This is a genomic window from Nocardia asteroides, from assembly GCF_900637185.1.
In the GTDB taxonomy this organism is placed as follows: domain Bacteria; phylum Actinomycetota; class Actinomycetes; order Mycobacteriales; family Mycobacteriaceae; genus Nocardia; species Nocardia asteroides.
Genome location: NZ_LR134352.1, coordinates 5,738,583 through 5,759,968, shown reverse-complemented (window position 1 = coordinate 5,759,968; position 21,386 = coordinate 5,738,583). Strand labels below are relative to the sequence as shown.

Sequence of the window (21,386 nt, the reverse complement as noted above, 5' to 3'; positions counted from 1 at the left end):
GCGTCACAACTCGCCCGGAGTCGGTTCGCGGGCGGGCAGTTTCGCGCGGATGATCTCGGAGACGGTCTGGATCGAGCCGGCGCCGGAGCCGTCGGGGACGGTCAGCGCGATGTAGGTCTCGCGGTCGACGGCGAACCAGGTGCCGACCTTGCCCACCTCGTCGCGGACCTGGAACCACTTCACGCCGTCGACCTCGGTCAGCGGGGACGCGCGGTTGAATTCCAGCGGCCGGTCCAGGCCGCAGCGCAGCACGACCGGCTCGCCGCCGTCGGGGTGCTGCCAGGCCCGGGTGGCGGGCGGGGCGGGTTCGACGAGGGTGGACTTGGTGTAGTCGCCCAGTTCGGCGGGCAGCGCGGGGAGCAGTGCCGCGCAGGCGGGGCCGTCGGCGGCCGGGGCGGGCACCGGGCCCAGTGCCAGCGGCTCGCGTTCGACGGGGGCGCGCAGGGCGATGAAGGCGGCGACGAGTACGCCGACGATCAGGATCACCGGGAGGGCGACCGCGGTCGCGATCAGCGCGGGGGAGTAGGGCGTCGACGCGTCGTCGTCGGCGGCGTCGGTCGCAGGCTGGTCGGCCGACGGTTCGGGGGTCTGGGCGTCCGGGGACGTGTCGTCCCGGTCGTCCGCTGTCGGGTCCGACGTATCCGCCGCCATAACCGTTCGGTCCTTCCGTTGTGTCCGATCGCCTCCCAGAGGGTACCGTCGGGGCGATTTCGTCCGACGGCAGCACAGCGGGAAGGGGCCGGTCATCAGCGAGGACAGCCGTCCGCAGACGGTGCGTGAGCTGGGCGAGTTCGCGGTGATCGACCGGATCACCGCGCAGCACGCGCAGGCGCCGCACGTGCTGCTCGGTCCCGGTGACGACGCCGCGCTGGTCGCCGCGCCCGACGGCCGGTTCGTGGTGAGCACCGACATGCTGGTCGAGGGCAGGCACTTCCGGCGCGACTGGTCGGACCCGGTGGACATCGGCCGCAAGGCCATCGCGCAGAACGCCGCCGACATCGTGGCCATGGGCGCGCGCCCGACCGCGTTCGTCGTCGCCCTCGGCTGCCCGGCCGACACCCCGGTGGAGGTGCTGGAGGGTATCGCCGCGGGCATGGCGGCCGAGGCCGGCCGGGCCGGTGGTTCCGTCGCGGGCGGTGACCTGGTGCGCAGCGAGCAGCTGGTCGTCTCGGTGACGGCGTTCGGCGATCTCGGCGGCCGGGCCGCGATCCTGCGCTCCGGTGCGGTGGCGGGCGACATCGTCGCGGTCGCGGGTGATCTCGGCTGGTCGGCGGCGGGACTGGCCGTATTGTCCGGCGGCGCCGACGCTTCCGATCCCGCCTTCGCGCAGGCTCTTGCGGCGCACCGGGTTCCGCAACCGCCCTATGCCGCCGTGCTCGACGTCGGCGGGGACGTGGCGCCGACCGCGCTCACCGACGTCTCCGACGGACTGCTCGCCGACCTCGGACACCTGGCCACCGCCTCCGGAGTCTCGATCGACGTGCACCGCGCCGCACTGGCCGACGCCGACCTGGCCGCCGTCGCCGCGCTGCTGGATGCCGATGCGGCGCAATGGATTCTGGCCGGCGGGGAGGACCACGCGTTCGCGGGGACCTGGCCCGCGGGCACCGCGCTGCCGCCCGGCTGGCGCCCGATCGGCGTGGTCGCCGCAGGCAGCGGCGTCACGGTGGACGGCGCGGCGCCCACCGGCGGCACCGGCTGGGAATCGTTCCGTGGGGCGGACGCCACGTCCGGGCACCCGAACCGATAGGTTGTGCGGTCATGGGTGCCAAACCACTGTCGGAGATCATCGATCCGGGCTGGGCCCGGGCACTGGAGCCGGTGTCGGACCGGATCAGCGAGATGGGCGAATTCCTGCGTGCCGAGAACGCCGCGGGCCGGGGCTATCTACCCGCCGGGGAGAACGTGCTGCGCGCGTTCCGCCGCCCGTTCGAGGCGGTCCGCGTGCTGATCGTCGGCCAGGATCCGTACCCGACGCCGGGACATGCCATGGGCCTGAGTTTCTCTGTCGCCCCCGATGTCTCGCCGGTGCCGCGCAGCCTGTCCAACATCTTCGCCGAGTACACCAAGGACCTCGGCTTCGACACACCCAGCTGCGGTGACCTGAGCCCGTGGTCGGATCAGGGTGTGCTGCTGCTGAACCGGGTCCTCACCGTGACGCCGGGCACCCCGGCCTCGCATCGCGGCAAGGGCTGGGAAGCGGTCACCGAGCAGGCCATCCGGGCCCTGGTGGCCCGGGACGAACCGCTCGTCGCCGTGCTGTGGGGCCGCGACGCGGGCTCGCTCAAGCCCACTCTCACCGAGGCCGAGATCCCCTACATCGAATCGGCCCACCCCTCACCCCTGTCGGCCTCGCGGGGATTCTTCGGTTCGCGACCCTTCTCCCGGGTGAACGAACTGCTCGACGAACTCGGCGCCGAACCCGTCGATTGGCGGCTGCCCTGACCCGGGGCGTCGCCCGCACCAGAAGAAAATGATGAAGGAGCACAACTCGATGCACACCACCACCGTCCGCGCCGCCGTCGCGACCGCCGCTGTCGCCGCCGCGCTCACCGCGGGCGCCGCCTCGGCGAGCGCGGCAGGCCTGGCCCTCGAGCCCTACAACGAGCAGGCCGCGCCGGTGGCCACCACCCAGGTCGGCGAGGAATGGACCTCCACCGGCACCTCCACCATCTCCTCCGGCGTGAACGCGAAGGTGACCTGCCTGCTGCAGAACACCTTCAGCGCTCTCGGCGCGCAGTGCTAGTCGGCGGCTGGTGCCGCGGGGTTTCGGCCTCGTAACCTCGCCGCCGAGGGGCGATACTGCGCCTGCGGCGTTCCGTCTCGCCCCTCGGCGGCGAGGCGGCCGAAACCGTGGGTGATCAGTTGAGCCCGAGGTAAGCAGGCTTGCGCTTGCCGACGAAGGCATCTACGCCTTCCCGGCCGGTTGCGCCGTTCGCGGCGGCGGCGATGCTGTCGCGTTCGGCGTCGAGCTGCTGGTCCAGGGTCGCGTTCGGCGACTGGGCCAGCAGCTTTTTCATGGCCGCGTAGGTGCTGCGCGGGCCGGTGACGAAGCTCTGCGCCACCCGCAGCGCCTCCGCGCGGACCTCGTCGTCGGCGACGGTGCGGCTCAGGATGCCCAGGCGCACGGCCTCCTCGGCGCCGATCACGGCGTCGGTGAGCAGGATCTCGGCGGCGCGGTTGGCGCCGACGACGCGCGGCAGCAGCCAGGACATGCCGCCGTCGGGGCTCAGGCCGATGCCCGGGTAGGCCGGACGCAGCTTGGTCGACGGGCCACCGATGGCGATGTCGGCGCCCAGCACCAGGCTCATGCCCGCGCCGGCGGCCCAGCCGTGCACCGAGGCGACGACCGGCACGGGGACGGCGTCCAGCGCGCGCACGAAATCGTGCAGCTCGGAGGCCAGCTGGTGCAGGTAGGCGCCGCGGTCCTCGGCACCGGCGAAGTGCATGACGTTGCCGCCTGCGCAGAAGTTGGCGCCGGACCCGGTCAGCAGCACGGCGCCGACCTCGGCGTCGAGCGAGCGCAGGGCCTCGGTGCCCGCGTTGATCAGGTCGAAGTTCATCGAGGTGCCCGCGGCGGCGGTGGCGATCGTCAGCTGCAGCACGCCGTCGACGACGGTCGGGGCGGTAACCGGTTCGGTGGTACTCATCCCGTCACCCTAGCGAGGGCCGCGGCGCCACAACTGTTCGGGCAGCAGGGTGAACGGGTCCACCCGGCGGACACCGGTGTCGGCGAACCCGTGCCTGCGATAGAAGGCGTGCGCGCGCGGATAGTCGCCGAACACCCACAGCGTGCAGCGGGTGCCGAGCACGGCGTCGTCGATGAGGGCGTCGGCCACGCCGGTGCCGTGCCAGGCGGCGCGGACGTAGAGCGCTTCCAGTTCGGTGGCGGTGGCGGCGGCGAAGCCGATCAGCTCGTCACCGGACAGGGCGACCGGGATGCGGTGCGTGCCGTCGGTGCGGCGGCGCTCCCAGGTGGCGGTGGACCGCTCGAGGTCGAAACCGGCGAGCACATGGCCGGGGACCACGGCGTCGTAGGCTTCGCGCCAGCTCGCGATGTGACAGGCCGCGAGGGCGGGGACGCGCTCGGCGGTCAGTGCGGCGAGGCGCCAGTCAGCCATGGCGGACCCCACTCACGACAAAGCCCCGGATCACCCACGAGGGGTGCCGGGGCGCTGTCGGCAGAATGTACGGGCTGAGAATCAGCCGCGGACGACCTTGCCCGCCTTCAGGCAGGAGGTGCACACGTTCATCCGGCGGGTGTTGCCAGGGGCAACCTGCGCACGCACGGTCTGGATGTTCGGGTTCCAGCGACGGTTGGTGCGCCGGTGCGAGTGCGAGACCGACTTCCCGAAACCGGGGCCCTTGGCGCAGACGTCGCAAACGGCAGCCATGTCGCGAGCTCCTTCATGTCATAAGCGGTCAGCGCGCACGAATGCCCGCAGAACCGGAAACTGATGTCGTCAATGCCTTGCCGACTGACGTCGGCCAGCGCAGACCGGGATCGGCCGCGCGAGGCAACCCTGCAAGGGTAGCTGGCCGGGCCGTGATCTTCCAAACCGGGTGTCCCGGTCGACACGCCGGGCACGGCCCGGATGACGGGCCCGTCCGCGCTCAGCATACCGCTGTCGGCCGCTGGCGCTAACCTGGCGTGCGGTGCCCGGCCGGCGGGCGCCCGACGACGGTGAGCGAGGTGGCGGTGTCGCAGGTGCGGGAGGCGCTCGACGGCGCCGAGCTGCTCGAGTGGGCCAGGACCTGCCGCACCGATCTGGAACGCCGCCGCGCCGAGATCGACGCGCTCAATGTCTTCCCCATCGCCGACTCCGACACCGGCACGAATCTGCTCGCGACCATGCGCGCGGCGGTGGCGGCGGCCGAAGCCGTCGTCATCGGCGGGGCCATGGCCGACGGCCGGGCGCGCATCGCCGGCCGGAAAGAAGCCGAAGGAACGGCCCGGCTGGCGGGGGCCGGCGAAGCCGACGGGCCGGGTGCGGTGGTGGCGCCTCGTCCGGCTGCTCCGTCGGCGGGCGGGGTCACGCCGACCGCGCACGTGGTCGCCAAGGCGCTGGCCCGCGGCGCGACGACCGGTGCGCGCGGCAACTCCGGGATCATCCTGTCGCAGGTGCTGCGCGGCATCGCCGAGGCGGTCACCGACGGCCCGCTGACCGGTTCCCGGCTGCGCACGGCCTTGCACCGGGCGGCGGTACTCGTCCGCACCGGACTCAGTGCCCCCGTGGAGGGCACGATCCTCACCGTGCTCGATCGCGCCGCGGTGGCCGCCGCCGAATCGGTGAGCGCGACGCTCGCGTCCGTGGCCGCGGCAGCCGCCGAAGGGGCGGCGCGGGCGCTGAACGAGACACCCGCCCAGCTGGGCGTGCTGCGCGCCGCCGGTGTCGTCGACGCGGGGGCCAGGGGTCTGCTGGTCCTGCTCGACTGCCTCGTGGGGCAGGTCTGCGGCGAAGCGCCCACCAGGGACAGATACACCCGCGCCACCGGGCCCACCGGCCGCATCGCGCAACCCGGCGAAGGATCTCGCGCGCCGGAGGCGTGGGTGGCAGATGGCGACGGGCATCCGTCGCCGTCGCCCGGTGGGCTGCCGTCGCCGGGTGCGCACGTGTCGTCCGGTGTGGCGCGCACGTCCGGAGCCGACGGGGCGCGGGGCGCCGACCTGTGGGATGAGCAGGAGCAGCGGGCGGAGGATCCGCACTTCGAGGTGATGTATGTGATCTCCGGGACCGACGAGGCCGCCGCGGGCACGCTGCGGGACCGGCTCGCCGTCCTCGGTGATTCGGTGGTCGTCGTCGGTGACGGGGACAGCACCTGGTCGGCGCATGTGCACTGCCGTGACGCGGGGGCGGCGATCGAAGCCGGACTCGCGGCCGGCAGCCTCACCGGAATCCGGATCGAGAGCTTCGCGGTGACGGCGCCACACGGCGGCCATGCCGTCGACCTCGTGCCGTGCGACGGCGATCGGGCGAACACCGCGGTCGACGCGCGGCACCAGGACAGCGGCGGTGCGGGCCGGACACCGGACGCGCGATCGGTCACCGTGCCGGAATCTCGCGTGGCGACGGACGGCGGGGCCGCCCAGGAAGCCAGGGTGCGGAGTCGGGACGGGTCCACGCCGGAACACCAGGGCGGTGCGGCGGCCGGTCTCGGCAGTCACGACCGTGGCATTCTCGCCGTCGCGTCCGGCGCCGCCGCCGCGCGCCTGTTCGAGGACGCGGGCGCGGTGGTGCTGCGCGGCGACCGTCAGCTGGACACCACCGCCCTGCTCACCGCCATCCGCGCCATGCCGAACCGGGAAGTGCTGGTGCTGCCCAACGGCGCGCTGCCCGCGCAGGAACTCGTCGCGGCCGGTGTGGCCGCGCGTGACGGGTCACGTGACGTCCTGCTGCTGCCGAGCGCCTCGATGGTGCAGGGGCTGGCCGCGCTGGCGGTGCACGATCGCGGGCGGATCGCGGTGGACGACGCGTTCGCCATGTCGGAGGCGGCCGCGACCACGCGCTGGGGCGCGCTGCGGGCGGCGCGGGTGCGCGCGCTGACCATGGTCGGCATGTGCTCGCCCGGCGACGGTCTGGGCCTGGTCGGCCACGACGTGGTGGTGATCGACCCCGATGTGGTCGGCGCGGGCCGCATCCTGCTGGACCGGATGCTCGGTCTCGGCGGCGAACTGGTGACTCTGCTGATGGGCGCCGACGCGGGGCCCGAACTGGCGCGGGTCCTCGCCGACCACGTGACGGCCGGTTTCCCCGGTGTCGAGGTCGTGGTGTATTCCGGTGGGCAGCAAGCGGATCTGGTGCAGATAGGGGTCGAGTAGGCGATGGCGACGTTGAGTGACCGGCTCGATCACGTGCTGGGTGTGAAGGCGGCCGACCGGCTGACCGAGGCGTTCGACATGACCACGGTCGAGGACCTGCTGCGCCACTATCCCGCGCGCTACGCCACCCAGGGGCAGCCGCTCACCGAGGAGGAGCCCGAGGAGAGCGCGCACATCACCGTCATCGGGCGGATCACCAAAACCGAACTGCGCCCGATGAAGAACCGTCGCGGCTCGCTGCTCAAGGTGCAGCTCGACACCGGTGCCGCCCGCCCGATCGAGGCCACCTTCTTCAACGGCGACAAGGTGCGCTACCTGGTGAAAGAGGGTGTGCGGGCGATGATGTCGGGCACCGTGCACTGGTGGCGCCCCGACCGCTGGAACCTCTCGCACCCGGACTACCTGATCCTGCCCGACAAGGCCGAGGCCGGTGTCGAGGAACTCACCTCGGTGCGCGGCAGCGGCGCGCTGCGCGGGCTGGCGCAGAGCGCGAAAGGCGCGGGGGGAGTGGATCCGGCGTTCTTCGAGCGCGAATTCGTCCCGGTGTATCCGGCGACGGCGAAGGTGCAGAGCTGGGACCTGCTGGCCTGCATCCGCCAGGTGCTCGACCAGCTCGACCCGATCGAGGACCCGCTGCCCGCCGACCTGCGCGAGGACCGCAACCTGCTCCCGGTGTCGGACGCGTTGCGCCTGATCCACCTGCCCGAACACAAGCTCGACATCGAGAAGGCCAGAGACCGGCTGCGTTTCGACGAGGCGCTGGCCCTGCAGCTGGTGCTGGCCGAACGCAGGCACGAGGTGGAAGGCCGCACCGCGCCCGCCTGCCCGCCCCGCGGTGACGGCATCGCCGCCGCCTTCGACGAGCGGCTGCCGTTCGAGCTGACCGAGGGCCAGCGGCAGGTGATCGACGAGATCTCCGCCGACCTGTCGCGCACCCGCCCCATGCACCGGCTGCTGCAGGGTGAGGTGGGTTCGGGCAAGACGATCGTGGCCCTGCACGCCATGCTGCAGGCGGTCGACGCGGGCCGCCAGTGCGCGCTGCTGGCCCCCACCGAAGTGCTTGCCGCCCAGCACTATCGGTCGCTGCGGGCGATGCTCGGTGATCTCGGGACCGCGGGTGAACTCGGCGCGGCCGAGCACTCCACGAAGGTGGTGCTGCTCACCGGCTCGATGTCGGCGGCGGCGAAGAAGACCGCCCTGCTGGACGCGATGACGGGCGAGGCGGGCCTGGTCATCGGCACCCACGCCCTCATCCAGGACGCGGTCGAGTTCTTCGACCTGGGCCTGGTGGTGGTCGACGAACAGCACCGCTTCGGCGTCGAGCAGCGAGACGCGTTGCGCGCCAAGGCCAAGAACGGCATCAGCCCGCACCTGCTGGTGATGACCGCGACGCCGATCCCGCGCACCATCGCGATGACCACCCTCGGTGATCTGGAGACCTCCACCCTCACCCAGCTGCCGCGCGGCCGCTCGCCGATCGTGTCGAAGGTGGTGCCGCGCAAGCTGCATCCGGGCTGGGTGGACCGGGCTTGGGAACGCATTCTCGAGGAGGTCGGCGCGGGCAGGCAGGCGTATGTGGTGTGCTCGCGGATCGGCGAGGACCCCGACGCCCCGCCGGCCAAGGGCAAGAAGGCCGAGGAGAAGGAAGGCTCCACCACTCAGGCGGCGGTCGAGATGTACGAGACGCTGAGCGCGGGTCCGCTGGCCGGGGTGCGGGTGGGGTTGCTGCACGGCAGGCTCCCGTCCGACGAGAAGGACCAGGTGATGCGTCAGTTCAACGACGGCGCCATCGATGTCCTGGTGTGCACCACCGTCGTCGAGGTGGGTGTCGACGTGCCGAACGCGACGGTGATGGTGATCGTCGACGCCGACCGGTTCGGCGTGAGCCAGCTGCACCAGCTGCGCGGCCGGATCGGGCGTGGCAAGCACCCCGGGCTGTGCCTGCTCGTCACCGACGCCGCGCCGGGCGGCACCGCCATGGCACGGCTGGAGGCGGTCGCCGCGACCACCGACGGGTTCGAGCTGTCGGTGCTGGACCTGCGGCAGCGGCGGGAGGGCGACGTGCTCGGCGCGGCCCAGTCCGGTACCGCGCGGTCGCTGCGGCTGCTGTCGCTGCTCGACGACCTCGAGGTGATCACCGCGGCACAGGAGCTGGCCCGTCAGGTGGTCGCCGAGGACCCGGGCCTGGTGAAGCACCCGGGGCTGGCGGGCATGATGGACGCCGCCGTCGACGGCGAACGCATCGAGTACCTCGCGAAGTCCTGACGCGCGGACTCAGCGCGGCAGGCGCGGATACGGCAGGTCGGTGCTGGTGTGCTCGGCCACCGCGAGCGGCCTGCCGATCTGCGGGAACGCGCGCTGCGGGCAGGCCGGCCGCTCGCAGACCTTGCACCCGGCCCCGATCGGCACCGCCACCTGCGGGTCGTCGAGTTGCAGACCCTGCGAGTACACCAGCCGGTCGGCGTATTCGATATCGCAGCCGAGCCCGATGACGAAGTTCTTCGACGCGGTCCCGTAGCCCTGCGGGGTGGCCGGCGTGGTGCGGGCGATCCACAGGTAGCGGCGGCCGTCGGGCATCTCCGAGACCTGGGTGAGGATGCGGCCCGGATGCGCGAATGCCTCGTGGGTGACCCACAGCGGGCAGCTGCCTCCGACCCGGGAGAAGTGGAAGGCGGTGGCGGACTGGCGTTTCGAGATGTTGCCCGCCCGGTCGGTGCGCACCAGGAAGAACGGCACCCCGCGCTGACCCTGTCGCTGCAGGGTGCTGAGCCGATGGCACACCGTCTCGAAACCCACTTCGAAACGCAGCGCCAGCATGTCCACGTCGTAGCGCAGTTCCTCGGCCGAACGCAGGAACCGCCCGTAGGGCAGGATCAGCGCGCCCGCGAAGTAGTTGGCCAGCCCGACCCGGGCCAGGGTGCGGGATTCGCCGGTGAGCGCTCGGGATTCGGCCAGCACGTTGTCGATCTCGCGGCCGTAGAGCAGCAGGCCGAGGGTGGTGGCGATCTGGAAGGCGCGCTGCCCCGGCCGCAGGCGCCGGGCCAGGGTGAGCGTGCGGGTGTCGGGGTCGTAGTGGCGTTTCGGGATGGTGGGGTCGGCGCCGTCGCCGCGGACCAGCACCGTGACGCCCGCGCGTTCCTCCGCGATCCGGGCCAGCTGCCGGTCCAGTGAGCCGATGCTCAACCCGGATTCCTCGAACAGCTGCTCGGCGGCGTGGTCCAGGGTGGAGATGTGATTGCGGTGGTCGTAGAAGAAATCGCGCACGTCCTCGTAGGGCATCGGGGTGCCCGGCGCGCCGCTGGGGGTGTCGACCCGCGACGACAGCAGATCGAGCTGATCGGTGGCCGCGCGCAGCCGCCGGTGCATGGCGATGACGATGCGAGCCACCTCCGGCAGCCGGGTGGCCAGCTCCTCGACCTCGGTGATCGGTGCGGTGTCGCCGCCGCCCGCGGCCTCCACCAGTACTTCGTGCAGGTCGGAGACGAGGCGCGCGTCGGAGTCGGCGGCGAAGAACTGCACGTCCAGGTCGAAGGTCGAGTTCAGTTTCAGCAGAACGGGAATGGTGAGCGGGCGCTGGTCGCGCTCGAGCTGATTGAGATAGCTGGGCGACAGATCCAGCGACTTCGCCAGCGCCGCTTGCGTCATCCGCCGTTCTTCCCGCAGCCGTCGTAGCCTGGCCCCCGCGTACATCTTGCGCACGCCGGAGATCCTAACTCGCCGGGTTCGCAAGGTTCGCTCGAAACGAGGATTGTCCGGGGAGAAGCGCAGTCCCGCAAGGGATTCTATCTGTGACTACCCGTGCGTAACGTGCGAAGAGACCGGCGGGTACGGCGACGGTGCGGGGACGGGGATTCGATGTCAGGCGCCGTCCCCCGGACGGGTTCCCATAGCGATCGGATATCACTCCTCGGACTCTAGCCGATCGATCTTCGCAAGCTTCGCCGATCGGCCGGGTGTCGCACACAAAAATACGCTTGTTCAGCGCGTTCACTTGAACTGAGTGAGTGCGTAGCGTGCGAATGGTGGCCGTGAACGAGCGGCCGGATTCGGAGGATCAGTGAAGAACCATCTTGTTCGCACGGTCGGGCCCGCCGAGGATTTCCCGCGAGAGCGGCACCTCGCCACCCTGCTCGCGGAGGTGGCCGTCGACCCCGTGCCGGTCGCCGGCGACGTCGCGGAGATGATCGTGAACCGGATCATCGACAACGCGGCGGTCGCGGCGGCGTCGGTGCTGCGCGGCCCGGTCCGTACGGCCAGGGCGCAGGCCGTGGCGCATCCGCTGCCCGCGACCGCGCGCGGATCGGGCGCCACCGTCACCGGACTGGGGCGCGCGCAGCGGTTCTCACCGGAGTGGGCGGCGCTGGCCAATGGAGTCGCGGTGCGCGAGCTCGACTTCCACGACACCTTCCTCGCCGCGGAGTACTCGCATCCGGGCGACAACATCCCGCCGATCCTGGCGGTGGCCCAGCACGCCGGGCGCGGCGGCGCCGACCTGATCCGCGGCCTGGCCACCGGCTACGAGATCCAGATCGACCTGGCGCGCGGGATCTGCCTGCACGAGCACAAGATCGACCACGTCGCCCACCTCGGTCCGTCCGTGGCCGCCGGCATCGGCACGCTGCTCGGCCTCGATCCGGCGACGATCTACCAGGCGATCGGGCAGTCCCTGCACACCACCACCGCCACCCGGCAGTCCCGCAAGGGCGAGATCTCGAGCTGGAAGGCCTACGCTCCCGCCTTCGCGGGGAAGATGGCGATCGAGGCGGTCGACCGGGCGATGCGCGGCGAGGGCGCGCCGGCCCCCATCTGGGAGGGTGCCGACGGCGTGATCGCCTGGCTGCTCGGTGGTCCCGACGCCGAGTACACGGTGCCGCTGCCCGGTCCGGGCGAGCCCAAGCGCGCCATCCTGGACAGCTACACCAAGGAGCATTCGGCCGAATACCAGAGCCAGGCCCCGGTCGACCTCGCCCGCAGACTGCGCGACCGGATCCCCGACACCGGCCGGATCCGGTCGATCGTGCTGCACACCAGTCATCACACGCACCACGTCATCGGCACCGGCTCCGGTGACCCGCAGAAGTTCGATCCGCACGCCAGCCGCGAGACCCTCGACCATTCGCTGCCGTACATCTTCGCCGTCGCCCTGCAGGACGGTGTCTGGCAGCACGAGCGGTCCTACGCGCCGGACCGGGCGCGCAGGCCCGACACGGTCGCGTTGTGGCACAGGATCTCCACGGTCGAGGACTCGGAGTGGACGCGGCGCTATCACGCGACCGATCCCGCGGAGAAGGCCTTCGGCGCCCGCGCGGTCGTCACCCTCGACGACGGCACGGTGATCGTGGACGAACTCGCCGTGGCCGACGCGCACCCCCTGGGCGCGCGCCCGTTCGCCCGTGAGCAGTACCTGGCGAAGTTCCGCGCGCTCGCCGACGGCGTGGTCCCGCCCGCCGAACAGGAGCGCTTCCTCGACGCCGCGCAGCGCACCGCCGAACTGGCGCCGGGGGAGCTCGACCAGCTGTCGTTCGCGATCGACCCGGCGCTGTTCGAGGTGCTGCCCGCCGACCGGGAAGGACTGTTCTGATGGAGGTCTCGGGACTGCTCGCCGCGCGCACGAGCCCGGCGGACAAGCGCGCGTCGATGCGCGCCGGACTCGCCTCCGGGCGCCTGCAGCGCTGGCCGGGCGCGATGAATCCACTGGTGGCCAGGGTGATCCAGAACATCGGGTTCGAGGGCGTGTACCTGTCCGGCGCGGTGGTCGCGGCGGAACTGGCGCTGCCCGACATCGGGCTCACCACGCTGACCGAGGTGGTCGAGCGGGGCAGACAGCTCGCGCGGGTCACCGAGCTGCCGGTCCTGGTCGACGCCGACACCGGGTTCGGCGAGCCGATGAACGCCGCCCGCACGGTGGCGCTGCTCGAGGACGCCGGTCTGGCCGGGTGCCATCTCGAAGACCAGGTCAACCCCAAGCGATGCGGTCATCTCGACGGGAAGGCGGTCGTCGGCACCGCGGAGATGGTGCGCCGCATCCGGGCCGCCGTCGCCGTGCGGCGCGATCCGGGGTTCGTGATCTGCGCCAGGACCGACGCGCGCGCCGTCGAAGGACTGGACGCGGCGATCACGCGCGCCAAGGCCTACGCCGACGCGGGCGCCGACCTGATCTTCACCGAGGCCCTGACCGGCGAGGCCGAATTCGCGGCGTTCCGCGCGGCGGTCGAGGTACCGCTGCTGGCGAACATGACCGAGTTCGGCAAGACTCCGCTGCTGTCCGCCCGGACGCTGACCGACCTCGGCTACAACGCGGTGATCTACCCGGTGACCACACTGCGGCTGGCCATGGGCGCCGTCGAGGACGGGCTGCGCGAGATCGCCACGGCCGGGACCCAGACCGCGCTGCTGGACCGGATGCAGCACCGGTCCCGGCTCTACGAGCTGCTGGGGTACCGGCACTACAACGAATTCGACTCCGGCATCTTCGACGTCACGGTGGGAGCAGGATCATGACCGATTCCGACATCGCCAAGGGGCTGGCCGGCGTCGTCGTCGACACGACGAGCATCTCCAAGGTGGTCACCGAGACCAACTCGCTTACCTACCGCGGCTATCCCGTCCAGGAGCTGGCCGGGCGCCGCACCTTCGAGGAGGTCGCCTACCTGCTCTGGTACGGCGAGCTCCCCGACGACGGGCAGCGGCAGCTGTTCTGCCAGCGCGAACGCGCGCAACGCCGGATCGACCGGTCGGTGCTGGCGCTGGTGGAGAAGATGCCGGACACCTGCCATCCGATGGATGTGGTGCGGACCGTCGTCAGCTACCTGGGCACCGAGGACGCCGCCTCCGAGAGCACCGCCGAGCGGGACCGGCTGGCCGCCGCGCTGCGCCTGACCGCCCTGCTGCCGACCGTGATCGCCACGGCGATGCGCCGGCGTCGGGGACTCGACCCGATCGCCCCGCACCCCCAGCTCGGGTTCGCCGAGAACTTCCTGTACATGTGCTTCGGCGAGGTGCCAGCGCCGCGGATCGTGCGCGCCTTCGAGATCTCGCTGATCCTCTACGCCGAGCACGGATTCAACGCCTCGACCTTCGCGGCCAGGGTGGTGACTTCCACCGGCTCGGATCTGTACAGCGCCGTCACCGCGGCCATCGGCGCGCTGAAGGGCCGGCTGCACGGTGGCGCCAACGAGGCCGTCATGCACACCATGCGCGAGATCGACGACCCCGACCGGGCGGCGGCGTGGGTGCGCGAGACCCTGGCCGCGCGGCGCAAGGTGATGGGCTTCGGCCATCGCGTGTACCGGCACGGCGACTCCCGCGTGCCGACGATGAAGGCCGCCCTCGACGAGGTCGCCGAGGCGACCGGGGGCCAGCGATGGGTGCGGATGTACGACGCGCTCGCCACGGCCATGGCCGAGCAGACCGGCATCGCGCCGAATCTCGACTTCCCGGCCGGACCGGCCTACCACCTGATGGGCTTCGACATCGAGATGTTCACGCCGATCTTCGTGATGAGCCGGATCACCGGCTGGACCGCGCACATCGCCGAGCAGTCCGCGGCCAACGCCCTGATCCGGCCGCTGTCGGAGTACCGCGGCGTCGAGCAGCGGCCGGTGCCGCTGTCGCGCGCCGCGCACTGAACGCCGTTCGTCCTCCCCTCATGGCGGACGAACGGCGCCCCGGCACTGCCCCGGACACCGAGAAGTGTCCGGGGCAGCGGTCTACCCGGCGTGGCGCGGCCGCGCGGCCGGACCGGTGCTCATCGCAGCGATCGCGCCGCCGTCACCAGATTGCGCAGCGCCGCCTCGACCTCCACCGGGCCCCTGGTCTTGAGCCCGCAGTCGGGGTTGACCCAGAGCCGTTCGGCCGGAACGGCTTTCACCGCGGCGGTCAGCGCCTCGGTGATCTCCGCGACCGAGGGCACCCGCGGGGAGTGGATGTCGTAGACGCCGGGACCGACGCCGAGGGCGAACCCGGCCGCGGTCAGATCGTCGAGGACCTCCATGTGTGAGCGGGCCGCCTCGATCGAGGTGACATCGGCGTCCAGGCCCGCGATGGCCGAGATCACCTCGCCGAACTCCGAATAGCACAGGTGGGTGTGCACCTGCGTGGTGTCGGCGACACCCGCGGTGGCCAGCCGGAACGCGTCCACCGACCAGCGCAGGTAGGCGGGCCGGTCGGCCGCCCGCAGGGGCAGCAGTTCGCGCAGCGCGGGCTCGTCGACTTGGATGATCCGCGCGCCCTGCGCTTCCAGGTCGACCGTCTCGTCCCGGATCGCCAGCGCGATCTGGCGCGCCGACTCGGCGAGCGGCTGGTCGTCGCGGACGAACGACCACGCCAGGATCGTCACCGGACCGGTGAGCATGCCCTTGACCGGCTTGGCCGTCAGCGACTGGGCGTAACCGATCCACGACAGCGTCATCGGCTCCGGCCGGGTGACATCGCCGAACAGGATCGGCGGACGCACGCAACGGGTGCCGTAGGACTGCACCCAGCCCGCCTCCGTGGTGGCGAAGCCGTCGAGGAGTTCGGCGAAGTACTGGACCATGTCGTTGCGCTCCGGCTCGCCGTGCACGAGCACATCCAGGCCGAGCCGTTCCTGCAGGCCCACGACATCGGCGATCTCGGCCCGCATCCGGCGCACGTACTCGGCGTCGTCGATCTCGCCCGCGCGCAGCGCGGCGCGGGCCAGGCGGATGGCCGAGGTCTGCGGGTAGGAGCCGATCGTGGTGGTCGGCAGCACCGGCAGGTCGAGGTGGGCGCGCTGCCGTGCGCGGCGTTCGTCGGCGGGGGAGCGGGTGAGGTCGCCGTCGTCCAGGGCCGCCAGGCGGGCCCGGACACGATCGTCGTGCAGGCGCGGGTCGCTGCGCCGGGTCGCCGCGGCGGTGCGCGCCGCCGCGAGTTCGGTCGCCACGGCGTCGGCGCCCTCGGCCAGCGCGGTCGCGAGAATCCTTACCTCGCCGACCTTTTCGGTCCCGAAGGCCAGCCACGAGCGCAGCCGCTCGTCGAGACCGGTCTCCGGGGTGAGCGAATACGGCACGTGCAGCAGCGAGCACGACGTGGACACAGCCACCCGACCGGCACTGCCGCGTAGTGCGTCGAGGGTGCCCAGCGCGGTGTCGAGGTCGGTGCGCCAGACATTGCGGCCGTCGACCACTCCGGCGACGAGCAGCTTGCCCGCCAGGTCGGGCACGGCGGCGCCCGCGGTGAGGTCGAGGGCGACGCCCTCGATCGCGGTGTCCGCCAGTGCCGTCAGCGCCGGGCCGGGATCACCGAAGTAGGTGGCGACCAGGATCGCGGGCCGATCGGCCGCGGCCGACAGCGCGGCGTAGGTGTCGTGCACCAGCCCGAGTTCGGCCTCGGTCAGGTCGGTGACCAGCACCGGCTCGTCGATCTGCACCCACTGCGCGCCCGCGCCGGCCAGGCGTGCCAGCAGGTCGCGGTACAGCGGCAGCAGGTCCGGCAGCCGGTCCAGGGCCGCGCCGTCGGCGGACTTGGCCAGCTTCAGGAAGGTGACCGGGCCGATGACCACCGGCCGGGCCGGCACGCCGAGCTGGATCGCCTCGGCCAGTTCGGCCAGCAGCGGTGCCGGATGCAGGGAAAACGTGGTGGCCGCGTCGATTTCGGGCACCAGGTAGTGGTAGTTGGTGTCGAACCACTTGGTCATCTCCAGCGGCGCGACGGTGTCGGTGCCGCGCGCGGCGGCGAAGTAGCGGTCCAGCGGGTCGGCGATCCCGGCCACCCGGCGGGGCAGCGCGCCGAGTAGCGCGGCCGTGTCGAGCATCTGGTCGTAGTAGGAGAAGGTGCCCACGGGCACCGAATCCAGTCCGGCCGCCCGCAGCTCGGTGAACTGTGCGGCGTGCAGCGCGCGGGCGACGTCGCGCAGGTGCCCGGCGTCGGCCCGGCCTGCCCAGTAGGCCTCGGTGGCGCGCTTGAGTTCCCGGCGCGGGCCCACCCGGGGCAGGCCGAGAACCGTTGCGGTGAACGGGGAATGCGAAACAGTCACGGAGATTCTCCAGTGTCGTGCGGGAGAGCCCTCGCCCTTCTCCGGGCGGCAACCGACACCGACGGGACCCGCCGCGCGCACGCGACAGGTCTCCCAGGGTGGTCCGCGCGCCCGATCCACGAGGCGGTGGCCGCCGGATACGGCGTATCCGGCACAGTCGGCAGGTCTTCGGACTCGCGGGCACCGGCCGAACTCGGCCGACCTACTGGCCGTCGCTTCCCGGGCGGTGCCCAGTGCTCATGACGGCGGTCGTTCCTGCATACCGCTGCGGGACAGTCCCGGATTCCCACCGGGTTCCCTCTTCACCCGGCATGGAGGCTTCCTGCCCGGGCTTCGACGCCGGCGCGGGAGGTCGGGGCTCCGACTCTTCCACCGCGCAGGCGAACCAGCTGCGTCACACAGCATAGGGCCTCGGCGCGCGCCGTTGTCACCACCGGTCTCGCGCGGACGGCGTGACCAGCGGATTGCGGCCGCACCGCGCGGGGCCGACCGCGGTGAGATGTGACGGCCGGATGAACGCAACTTCGCAGGTGGGCGGGCATGCGGTGTGAAGATTCTTGCGAAGCCACCGTGCGTGCGGGTGACGCGGCCCGGTCCGGGTACCGTGGTCCAATGTTCTCGAAAGTCTTGGTCGCCAATCGTGGTGAGATCGCCATTCGCGCCTTCCGCGCGGCATACGAACTCGGCATCGGAACGGTCGCGGTGTTCCCCCACGAGGATCGCAATTCCGTACACCGGTTGAAGGCGGCCGAGTCCTATCAGATCGGCGAGGAGGGACACCCGGTCCGGGCATACCTGTCGATCGAGGCCATCATCGAGGCCGCCAAGAGCGCGGGCGCCGACGCCATCTACCCCGGCTACGGCTTCCTCTCGGAGAACCCCGACCTCGCCGCCGCCTGTGAGCGCGAGGGCATCACCTTCATCGGACCTTCGGCCTCCGTGCTGGAGATGGCGGGCAACAAGGCCACCGCCATCGCCGCCGCCAAGGCCGCGGGCCTGCCGGTGCTGAAGTCCAGCGAGCCCTCGGCCGACATCGACGCGCTGCTGACCGCCTCGCAGGAGTTCGAGTACCCGATCTTCGTCAAGGCCGTCGCCGGTGGTGGTGGTCGCGGTATGCGCCGGGTGGCCGCGCCCGAGCAGCTGCGCGAGTCGATCGAGGCGGCCTCGCGCGAGGCCGAGTCGGCCTTCGGCGATCCGACCGTGTTCCTCGAGCAGGCCGTGGTGAACCCGCGCCACATCGAGGTGCAGATCCTGGCCGACCAGCACGGCAATGTCATGCACCTGTTCGAGCGCGACTGTTCGCTGCAGCGCCGTCACCAGAAGGTGATCGAGCTCGCGCCCGCGCCGAACCTGGATCCCGCACTGCGCGAACGGATCTGCGCCGACGCGGTGGCCTTCGCCCGCCAGATCGGTTACAGCAACGCCGGCACCGTGGAGTTCCTGCTCGACGAGCGCGGCAACCACGTGTTCATCGAGATGAACCCGCGTATCCAGGTCGAGCACACGGTGACCGAGGAGATCACCGACGTCGACCTGGTGCAGTCGCAGCTGCGGATCGCGTCGGGGGAGACCCTGGCCGATCTGGGCCTGAGCCAGGACAAGGTGTCGATCCGCGGCGCGGCGCTGCAGTGCCGCATCACCACCGAGGACCCGGCCAACGGCTTCCGTCCCGACACCGGCCGCATCACCGCCTACCGCACCCCCGGCGGCGCGGGCATCCGCCTCGACGGCGGCGCCAACCTGGGCGCGGAGATCGGCGCCTACTTCGACTCGATGCTGGTCAAGCTGACCTGCCGCGGCCGCGACCTGCCCGCCGCCGCCGCGCGCGCCCGGCGCGCGCTGGCCGAGTTCCGCATCCGTGGCGTCACGACCAACATCCCGTTCCTGCTGGCGGTGCTCGACGATCCCGACTTCCAGGCGGGCCGGGTCACCACCTCGTTCATCGACGAGCGCCCCGAGCTGCTCACCTCGCGCGGCTCGGCCGACCGCGGTACCAAGATCCTGAGCTACCTGGCCGACGTCACCGTCAACAAGCCGCACGGTGAGCGCCCGACCACGGTGTACCCCTACGACAAGCTGCCCGCCGTCGACCTGACGCTGCCGCCGCCGGACGGGTCGCGCCAGCGCCTGCTCACCCTCGGCCCCGACGGCTTCGCCCGCGCCCTGCGCGAACAGAAGGCGCTCGGCGTCACCGACACCACCTTCCGCGACGCGCACCAGTCGCTGCTGGCCACCCGGGTGCGCACCAACGGCCTGCTCGGCGTCGCCGGGCACGTCGCGCGGCTCACCCCGGAACTGCTCTCGATCGAGGCCTGGGGCGGCGCCACCTACGACGTGGCGTTGCGCTTCCTGCACGAGGACCCGTGGGAGCGGCTGGCTGCGCTGCGCGAGGCCGTGCCCAACATCTGCCTGCAGATGCTGCTGCGCGGCCGCAACACCGTCGGCTACACGCCGTACCCGGAGCAGGTCACCCGCGCGTTCGTGTCCGAGGCGGCGACCACCGGCATCGACATCTTCCGCATCTTCGACGCGCTCAACAATGTCGACCAGATGCGCCCGGCCATCGACGCGGTGCGCGAGACCGGCACGGCCGTCGCCGAAGTCGCGCTGTCCTACACCGGTGACCTGCTCGACCCGAACGAGTCGCTCTACACCCTCGACTACTACCTGAAGCTGGCCGAGCAGATCGTCGACGCGGGCGCGCACGTGCTCGCGATCAAGGACATGGCCGGTCTGCTGCGCGCGCCCGCCGCGGCGAAGCTGGTCACCGCGCTGCGCAGCAACTTCGATCTTCCGGTGCACGTGCACACCCACGACACCCCCGGCGGTCAGCTGGCCACCTACCTGGCGGCCTGGCAGGCCGGTGCCGACGCGGTCGACGGCGCCAGCGCCGCGATGGCGGGCACCACCTCCCAGCCCGCGCTGTCGGCCATCGTGGCCGCCGCCGCGCACACCGAGCACGACACCGGGCTGAACCTGCAGAACGTCTGCGATCTGGAGCCGTACTGGGAGGCGCTGCGCAAGGTGTACGCGCCGTTCGAGTCGGGTCTGCCCGCGCCGACCGGCCGCGTCTACACCCACGAGATCCCGGGTGGTCAGCTGTCGAACCTGCGGCAGCAGGCCATCGCGCTGGGGCTGGGCGACCGGTTCGAGGAGGTCGAGGCCAAGTACGCCGCGGCCGACCGGCTGCTGGGCCGCCTGATCAAGGTGACCCCGTCGTCGAAGGTCGTCGGTGACCTGGCGCTGGCGCTGGTCGGCACCGGCGTCGGCATCGAGGACTTCGCCGCCGATCCGGGCCGCTACGACATCCCGGACTCGGTGATCGGCTTCCTGCGCGGGGAGCTGGGCGAGCCCGCCGGTGGCTGGCCGGAGCCGTTCCGCAGCAAGGCGCTGGCCGGGCGCAACGAGCCCAAGCCGGAGACCCCGCTGACCGCGGCCGATCAGGCCGGTCTCGACGGCACCTCGCTGGAGCGTCGCGGCACCCTGAACCGGCTGCTGTTCCCCGGCCCGACCGCGGAGTTCCTCGCGCACCGGGAGAAGTACGGCGACACCACCGGCCTGTCGGAGAACCAGTTCTTCTACGGTCTGCGCCGCGGCGAGGAGCACCGGGTGCAGCTGGAGAAGGGCGTCACGCTGCTCATCGGCCTCGAGGCGATCTCCGAGCCGGACGAGAAGGGCATGCGCACCGTCATGTGCATCATGAACGGGCAGCTGCGCCCGGTCGCGGTGCGGGACCGGGCCATCGCCTCCGAGGTGCCCGCGGCGGAGAAGGCCGACAAGAACAACTCCGGCCACATCGCGGCGCCGTTCGCCGGTGTCGTCACCCTGGCGGTGACCGAAGGCGACGAGATCCACGCGGGCGACACCATCGGCACCATCGAGGCCATGAAGATGGAGGCCGCCATCACCGCGCCGCGCGGCGGCATCGTCGGCCGCATCGCGACGGCCAAGGTGCAGCAGGTCGAGGGCGGCGATCTGCTGGTGGAACTGGCTGCGCGCGAGTCGGAATGACGCGCATCGTCGCGGGTACGGCGGGCGGGCGGCGGCTGAAGGTGCCGCCCGCCGGTACCCGGCCCACCTCGGACCGGGTGCGCGAAGCCCTGTTCAGCGCGATCGACGCGCGCCTGGATCTCGACGGCGCGCGGGTGGTCGACCTGTACGCGGGGTCGGGCGCGCTCGGCCTGGAGGCACTCTCGCGCGGGGCCGCGCACGCCCTGCTGATCGAGTCCGATCGCAAGGCGGCCGCGGTGGTGCGCGCCAATATCGCCGAGCTCGGCCTGCCCGGCGCCGAGTTGCGCCTCGGCACGGTCGGTTCGGTGCTGGCGCACCCCGCGCCCACCGCGTTCGACGTGGTGTTCTCCGACCCGCCCTACGACGTGAGCACCACCGACGTGCTCGCCGACCTGACCGCGCTGGCGGCCAACGGCTGGCTCGCGCCCGACGCGCTGGTGATCGTCGAGCGGTCCATCCGGTCGCCCGAGATCGCCTGGCCCGCAGGCTATGCGGCGCTGAAGCCGCGCAAATACGGGGAGACCAGAATCGAGCTCGCCGAATTCGGTGCTAGCGTCTGAG

General features: G+C 71.8%; 16 protein-coding genes and 1 riboswitch. Of the genes, 10 read left to right on the top strand and 6 right to left on the bottom strand.

Going from position 1 to position 21,386, the window contains the following annotated elements; all coding sequences use genetic code 11:
• Nucleotides 1-3: 3 nt before the first annotated feature.
• Nucleotides 4-651 carry a DUF3515 domain-containing protein gene (locus EL493_RS26860; RefSeq protein ID WP_019048264.1) on the bottom strand — a complete coding sequence of 216 codons (648 nt, stop codon included), beginning with the start codon at nt 649-651 and terminating at the stop codon, nt 4-6.
• A gap of 121 nt (nt 652-772) precedes the next feature.
• Here EL493_RS26860 and EL493_RS26855 point away from each other — a divergent pair, with 121 nt between their 5' ends.
• Genes EL493_RS26855 through EL493_RS26845 form a run of 3 tightly spaced genes read left to right on the top strand, consistent with a single transcriptional unit; the run spans nt 773 to nt 2,746 of the window.
• The gene (locus EL493_RS26855) at nt 773-1,750 is read left to right on the top strand and encodes a thiamine-phosphate kinase (RefSeq protein ID WP_019048263.1); all 978 of its coding nucleotides are present in this window, start codon (nt 773-775) and stop codon (nt 1,748-1,750) included.
• Between the two features lie 11 nt (nt 1,751-1,761).
• Nucleotides 1,762-2,445, top strand: a complete 684-nt coding sequence (locus tag EL493_RS26850) for a uracil-DNA glycosylase (protein WP_019048262.1) — start codon at nt 1,762-1,764, stop codon at nt 2,443-2,445.
• A 49-nt stretch (nt 2,446-2,494) separates the two neighbouring features.
• Nucleotides 2,495-2,746 carry a hypothetical protein gene (locus EL493_RS26845; RefSeq protein WP_022565574.1) on the top strand — a complete coding sequence of 84 codons (252 nt, stop codon included), beginning with the start codon at nt 2,495-2,497 and terminating at the stop codon, nt 2,744-2,746.
• 115 nt (nt 2,747-2,861) lie between these two features.
• Here the strand turns inward: EL493_RS26845 and EL493_RS26840 are convergent, their stop codons facing one another.
• The 3 genes from EL493_RS26840 to rpmB all read right to left on the bottom strand — a co-directional run bounded on the left by EL493_RS26840 (nt 2,862) and on the right by rpmB (nt 4,394).
• Nucleotides 2,862-3,650, bottom strand: a complete 789-nt coding sequence (locus EL493_RS26840; RefSeq protein WP_019048260.1) for an enoyl-CoA hydratase/isomerase family protein — start codon at nt 3,648-3,650, stop codon at nt 2,862-2,864.
• Nucleotides 3,651-3,659: 9 nt separating this feature from the next.
• Nucleotides 3,660-4,121, bottom strand: a complete 462-nt coding sequence (locus tag EL493_RS26835) for a GNAT family N-acetyltransferase (protein ID WP_019048259.1) — start codon at nt 4,119-4,121, stop codon at nt 3,660-3,662.
• Nucleotides 4,122-4,202: 81 nt separating this feature from the next.
• Complete coding sequence (gene rpmB / locus EL493_RS26830; protein WP_011210730.1) at nt 4,203-4,394, bottom strand: 50S ribosomal protein L28; 192 nt, start codon at nt 4,392-4,394, stop codon at nt 4,203-4,205.
• Nucleotides 4,395-4,684: 290 nt separating this feature from the next.
• On the opposite strand from rpmB, the gene EL493_RS26825 reads away from it, so the two are divergent.
• Both EL493_RS26825 and recG read left to right on the top strand, forming a co-directional pair.
• On the top strand, nt 4,685-6,820 hold the full coding sequence (locus EL493_RS26825; RefSeq protein ID WP_019048258.1) for a DAK2 domain-containing protein: 2,136 nt from the start codon (nt 4,685-4,687) through the stop codon (nt 6,818-6,820).
• A gap of 3 nt (nt 6,821-6,823) precedes the next feature.
• Entirely contained in the window at nt 6,824-9,085 is a 2,262-nt protein-coding gene (gene recG / locus EL493_RS26820; RefSeq protein ID WP_019048257.1) for an ATP-dependent DNA helicase RecG, read from the top strand.
• 9 nt (nt 9,086-9,094) lie between these two features.
• On the opposite strand, the gene EL493_RS26815 is transcribed toward recG, so the two are convergent.
• On the bottom strand, nt 9,095-10,519 hold the full coding sequence (locus tag EL493_RS26815; RefSeq protein WP_022565576.1) for a short-chain fatty acyl-CoA regulator family protein: 1,425 nt from the start codon (nt 10,517-10,519) through the stop codon (nt 9,095-9,097).
• 358 nt (nt 10,520-10,877) lie between these two features.
• On the opposite strand from EL493_RS26815, the gene EL493_RS26810 reads away from it, so the two are divergent.
• The 3 genes from EL493_RS26810 to EL493_RS26800 are packed head-to-tail and all read left to right on the top strand — an operon-like array spanning nt 10,878 to nt 14,448.
• Nucleotides 10,878-12,401 (top strand): MmgE/PrpD family protein, encoded by a 1,524-nt coding sequence (locus EL493_RS26810; protein ID WP_019048255.1) that lies wholly within the window; start codon nt 10,878-10,880, stop codon nt 12,399-12,401.
• Entirely contained in the window at nt 12,401-13,321 is a 921-nt protein-coding gene (gene prpB / locus EL493_RS26805) for a methylisocitrate lyase (protein ID WP_019048254.1), read from the top strand. Before EL493_RS26810 ends, prpB begins: the two co-directional genes overlap by 1 nt.
• Nucleotides 13,318-14,448, top strand: coding sequence for a bifunctional 2-methylcitrate synthase/citrate synthase (locus EL493_RS26800; RefSeq protein WP_019048253.1), 1,131 nt, complete (start codon nt 13,318-13,320; stop codon nt 14,446-14,448). Before prpB ends, EL493_RS26800 begins: the two co-directional genes overlap by 4 nt.
• A 119-nt stretch (nt 14,449-14,567) precedes the next feature.
• Here EL493_RS26800 and metE read toward each other — a convergent pair whose 3' ends face one another.
• Nucleotides 14,568-16,820, bottom strand: coding sequence for a 5-methyltetrahydropteroyltriglutamate--homocysteine S-methyltransferase (gene metE / locus EL493_RS26795; RefSeq protein WP_036836394.1), 2,253 nt, complete (start codon nt 16,818-16,820; stop codon nt 14,568-14,570).
• 136 nt (nt 16,821-16,956) lie between these two features.
• A riboswitch (cobalamin riboswitch) is annotated at nt 16,957-17,152 on the bottom strand.
• 274 nt (nt 17,153-17,426) lie between these two features.
• Here metE and EL493_RS26790 point away from each other — a divergent pair.
• Both EL493_RS26790 and rsmD read left to right on the top strand, forming a co-directional pair.
• Nucleotides 17,427-20,825 (top strand): pyruvate carboxylase, encoded by a 3,399-nt coding sequence (locus tag EL493_RS26790; protein WP_019048251.1) that lies wholly within the window; start codon nt 17,427-17,429, stop codon nt 20,823-20,825.
• Nucleotides 20,822-21,385: a 16S rRNA (guanine(966)-N(2))-methyltransferase RsmD gene (gene rsmD / locus EL493_RS26785; protein WP_019048250.1), complete on the top strand. Its 564-nt coding sequence runs from the start codon at nt 20,822-20,824 to the stop codon at nt 21,383-21,385. The genes EL493_RS26790 and rsmD overlap by 4 nt, the downstream gene beginning before the upstream one ends.
• Nucleotide 21,386: the final 1 nt, after the last annotated feature.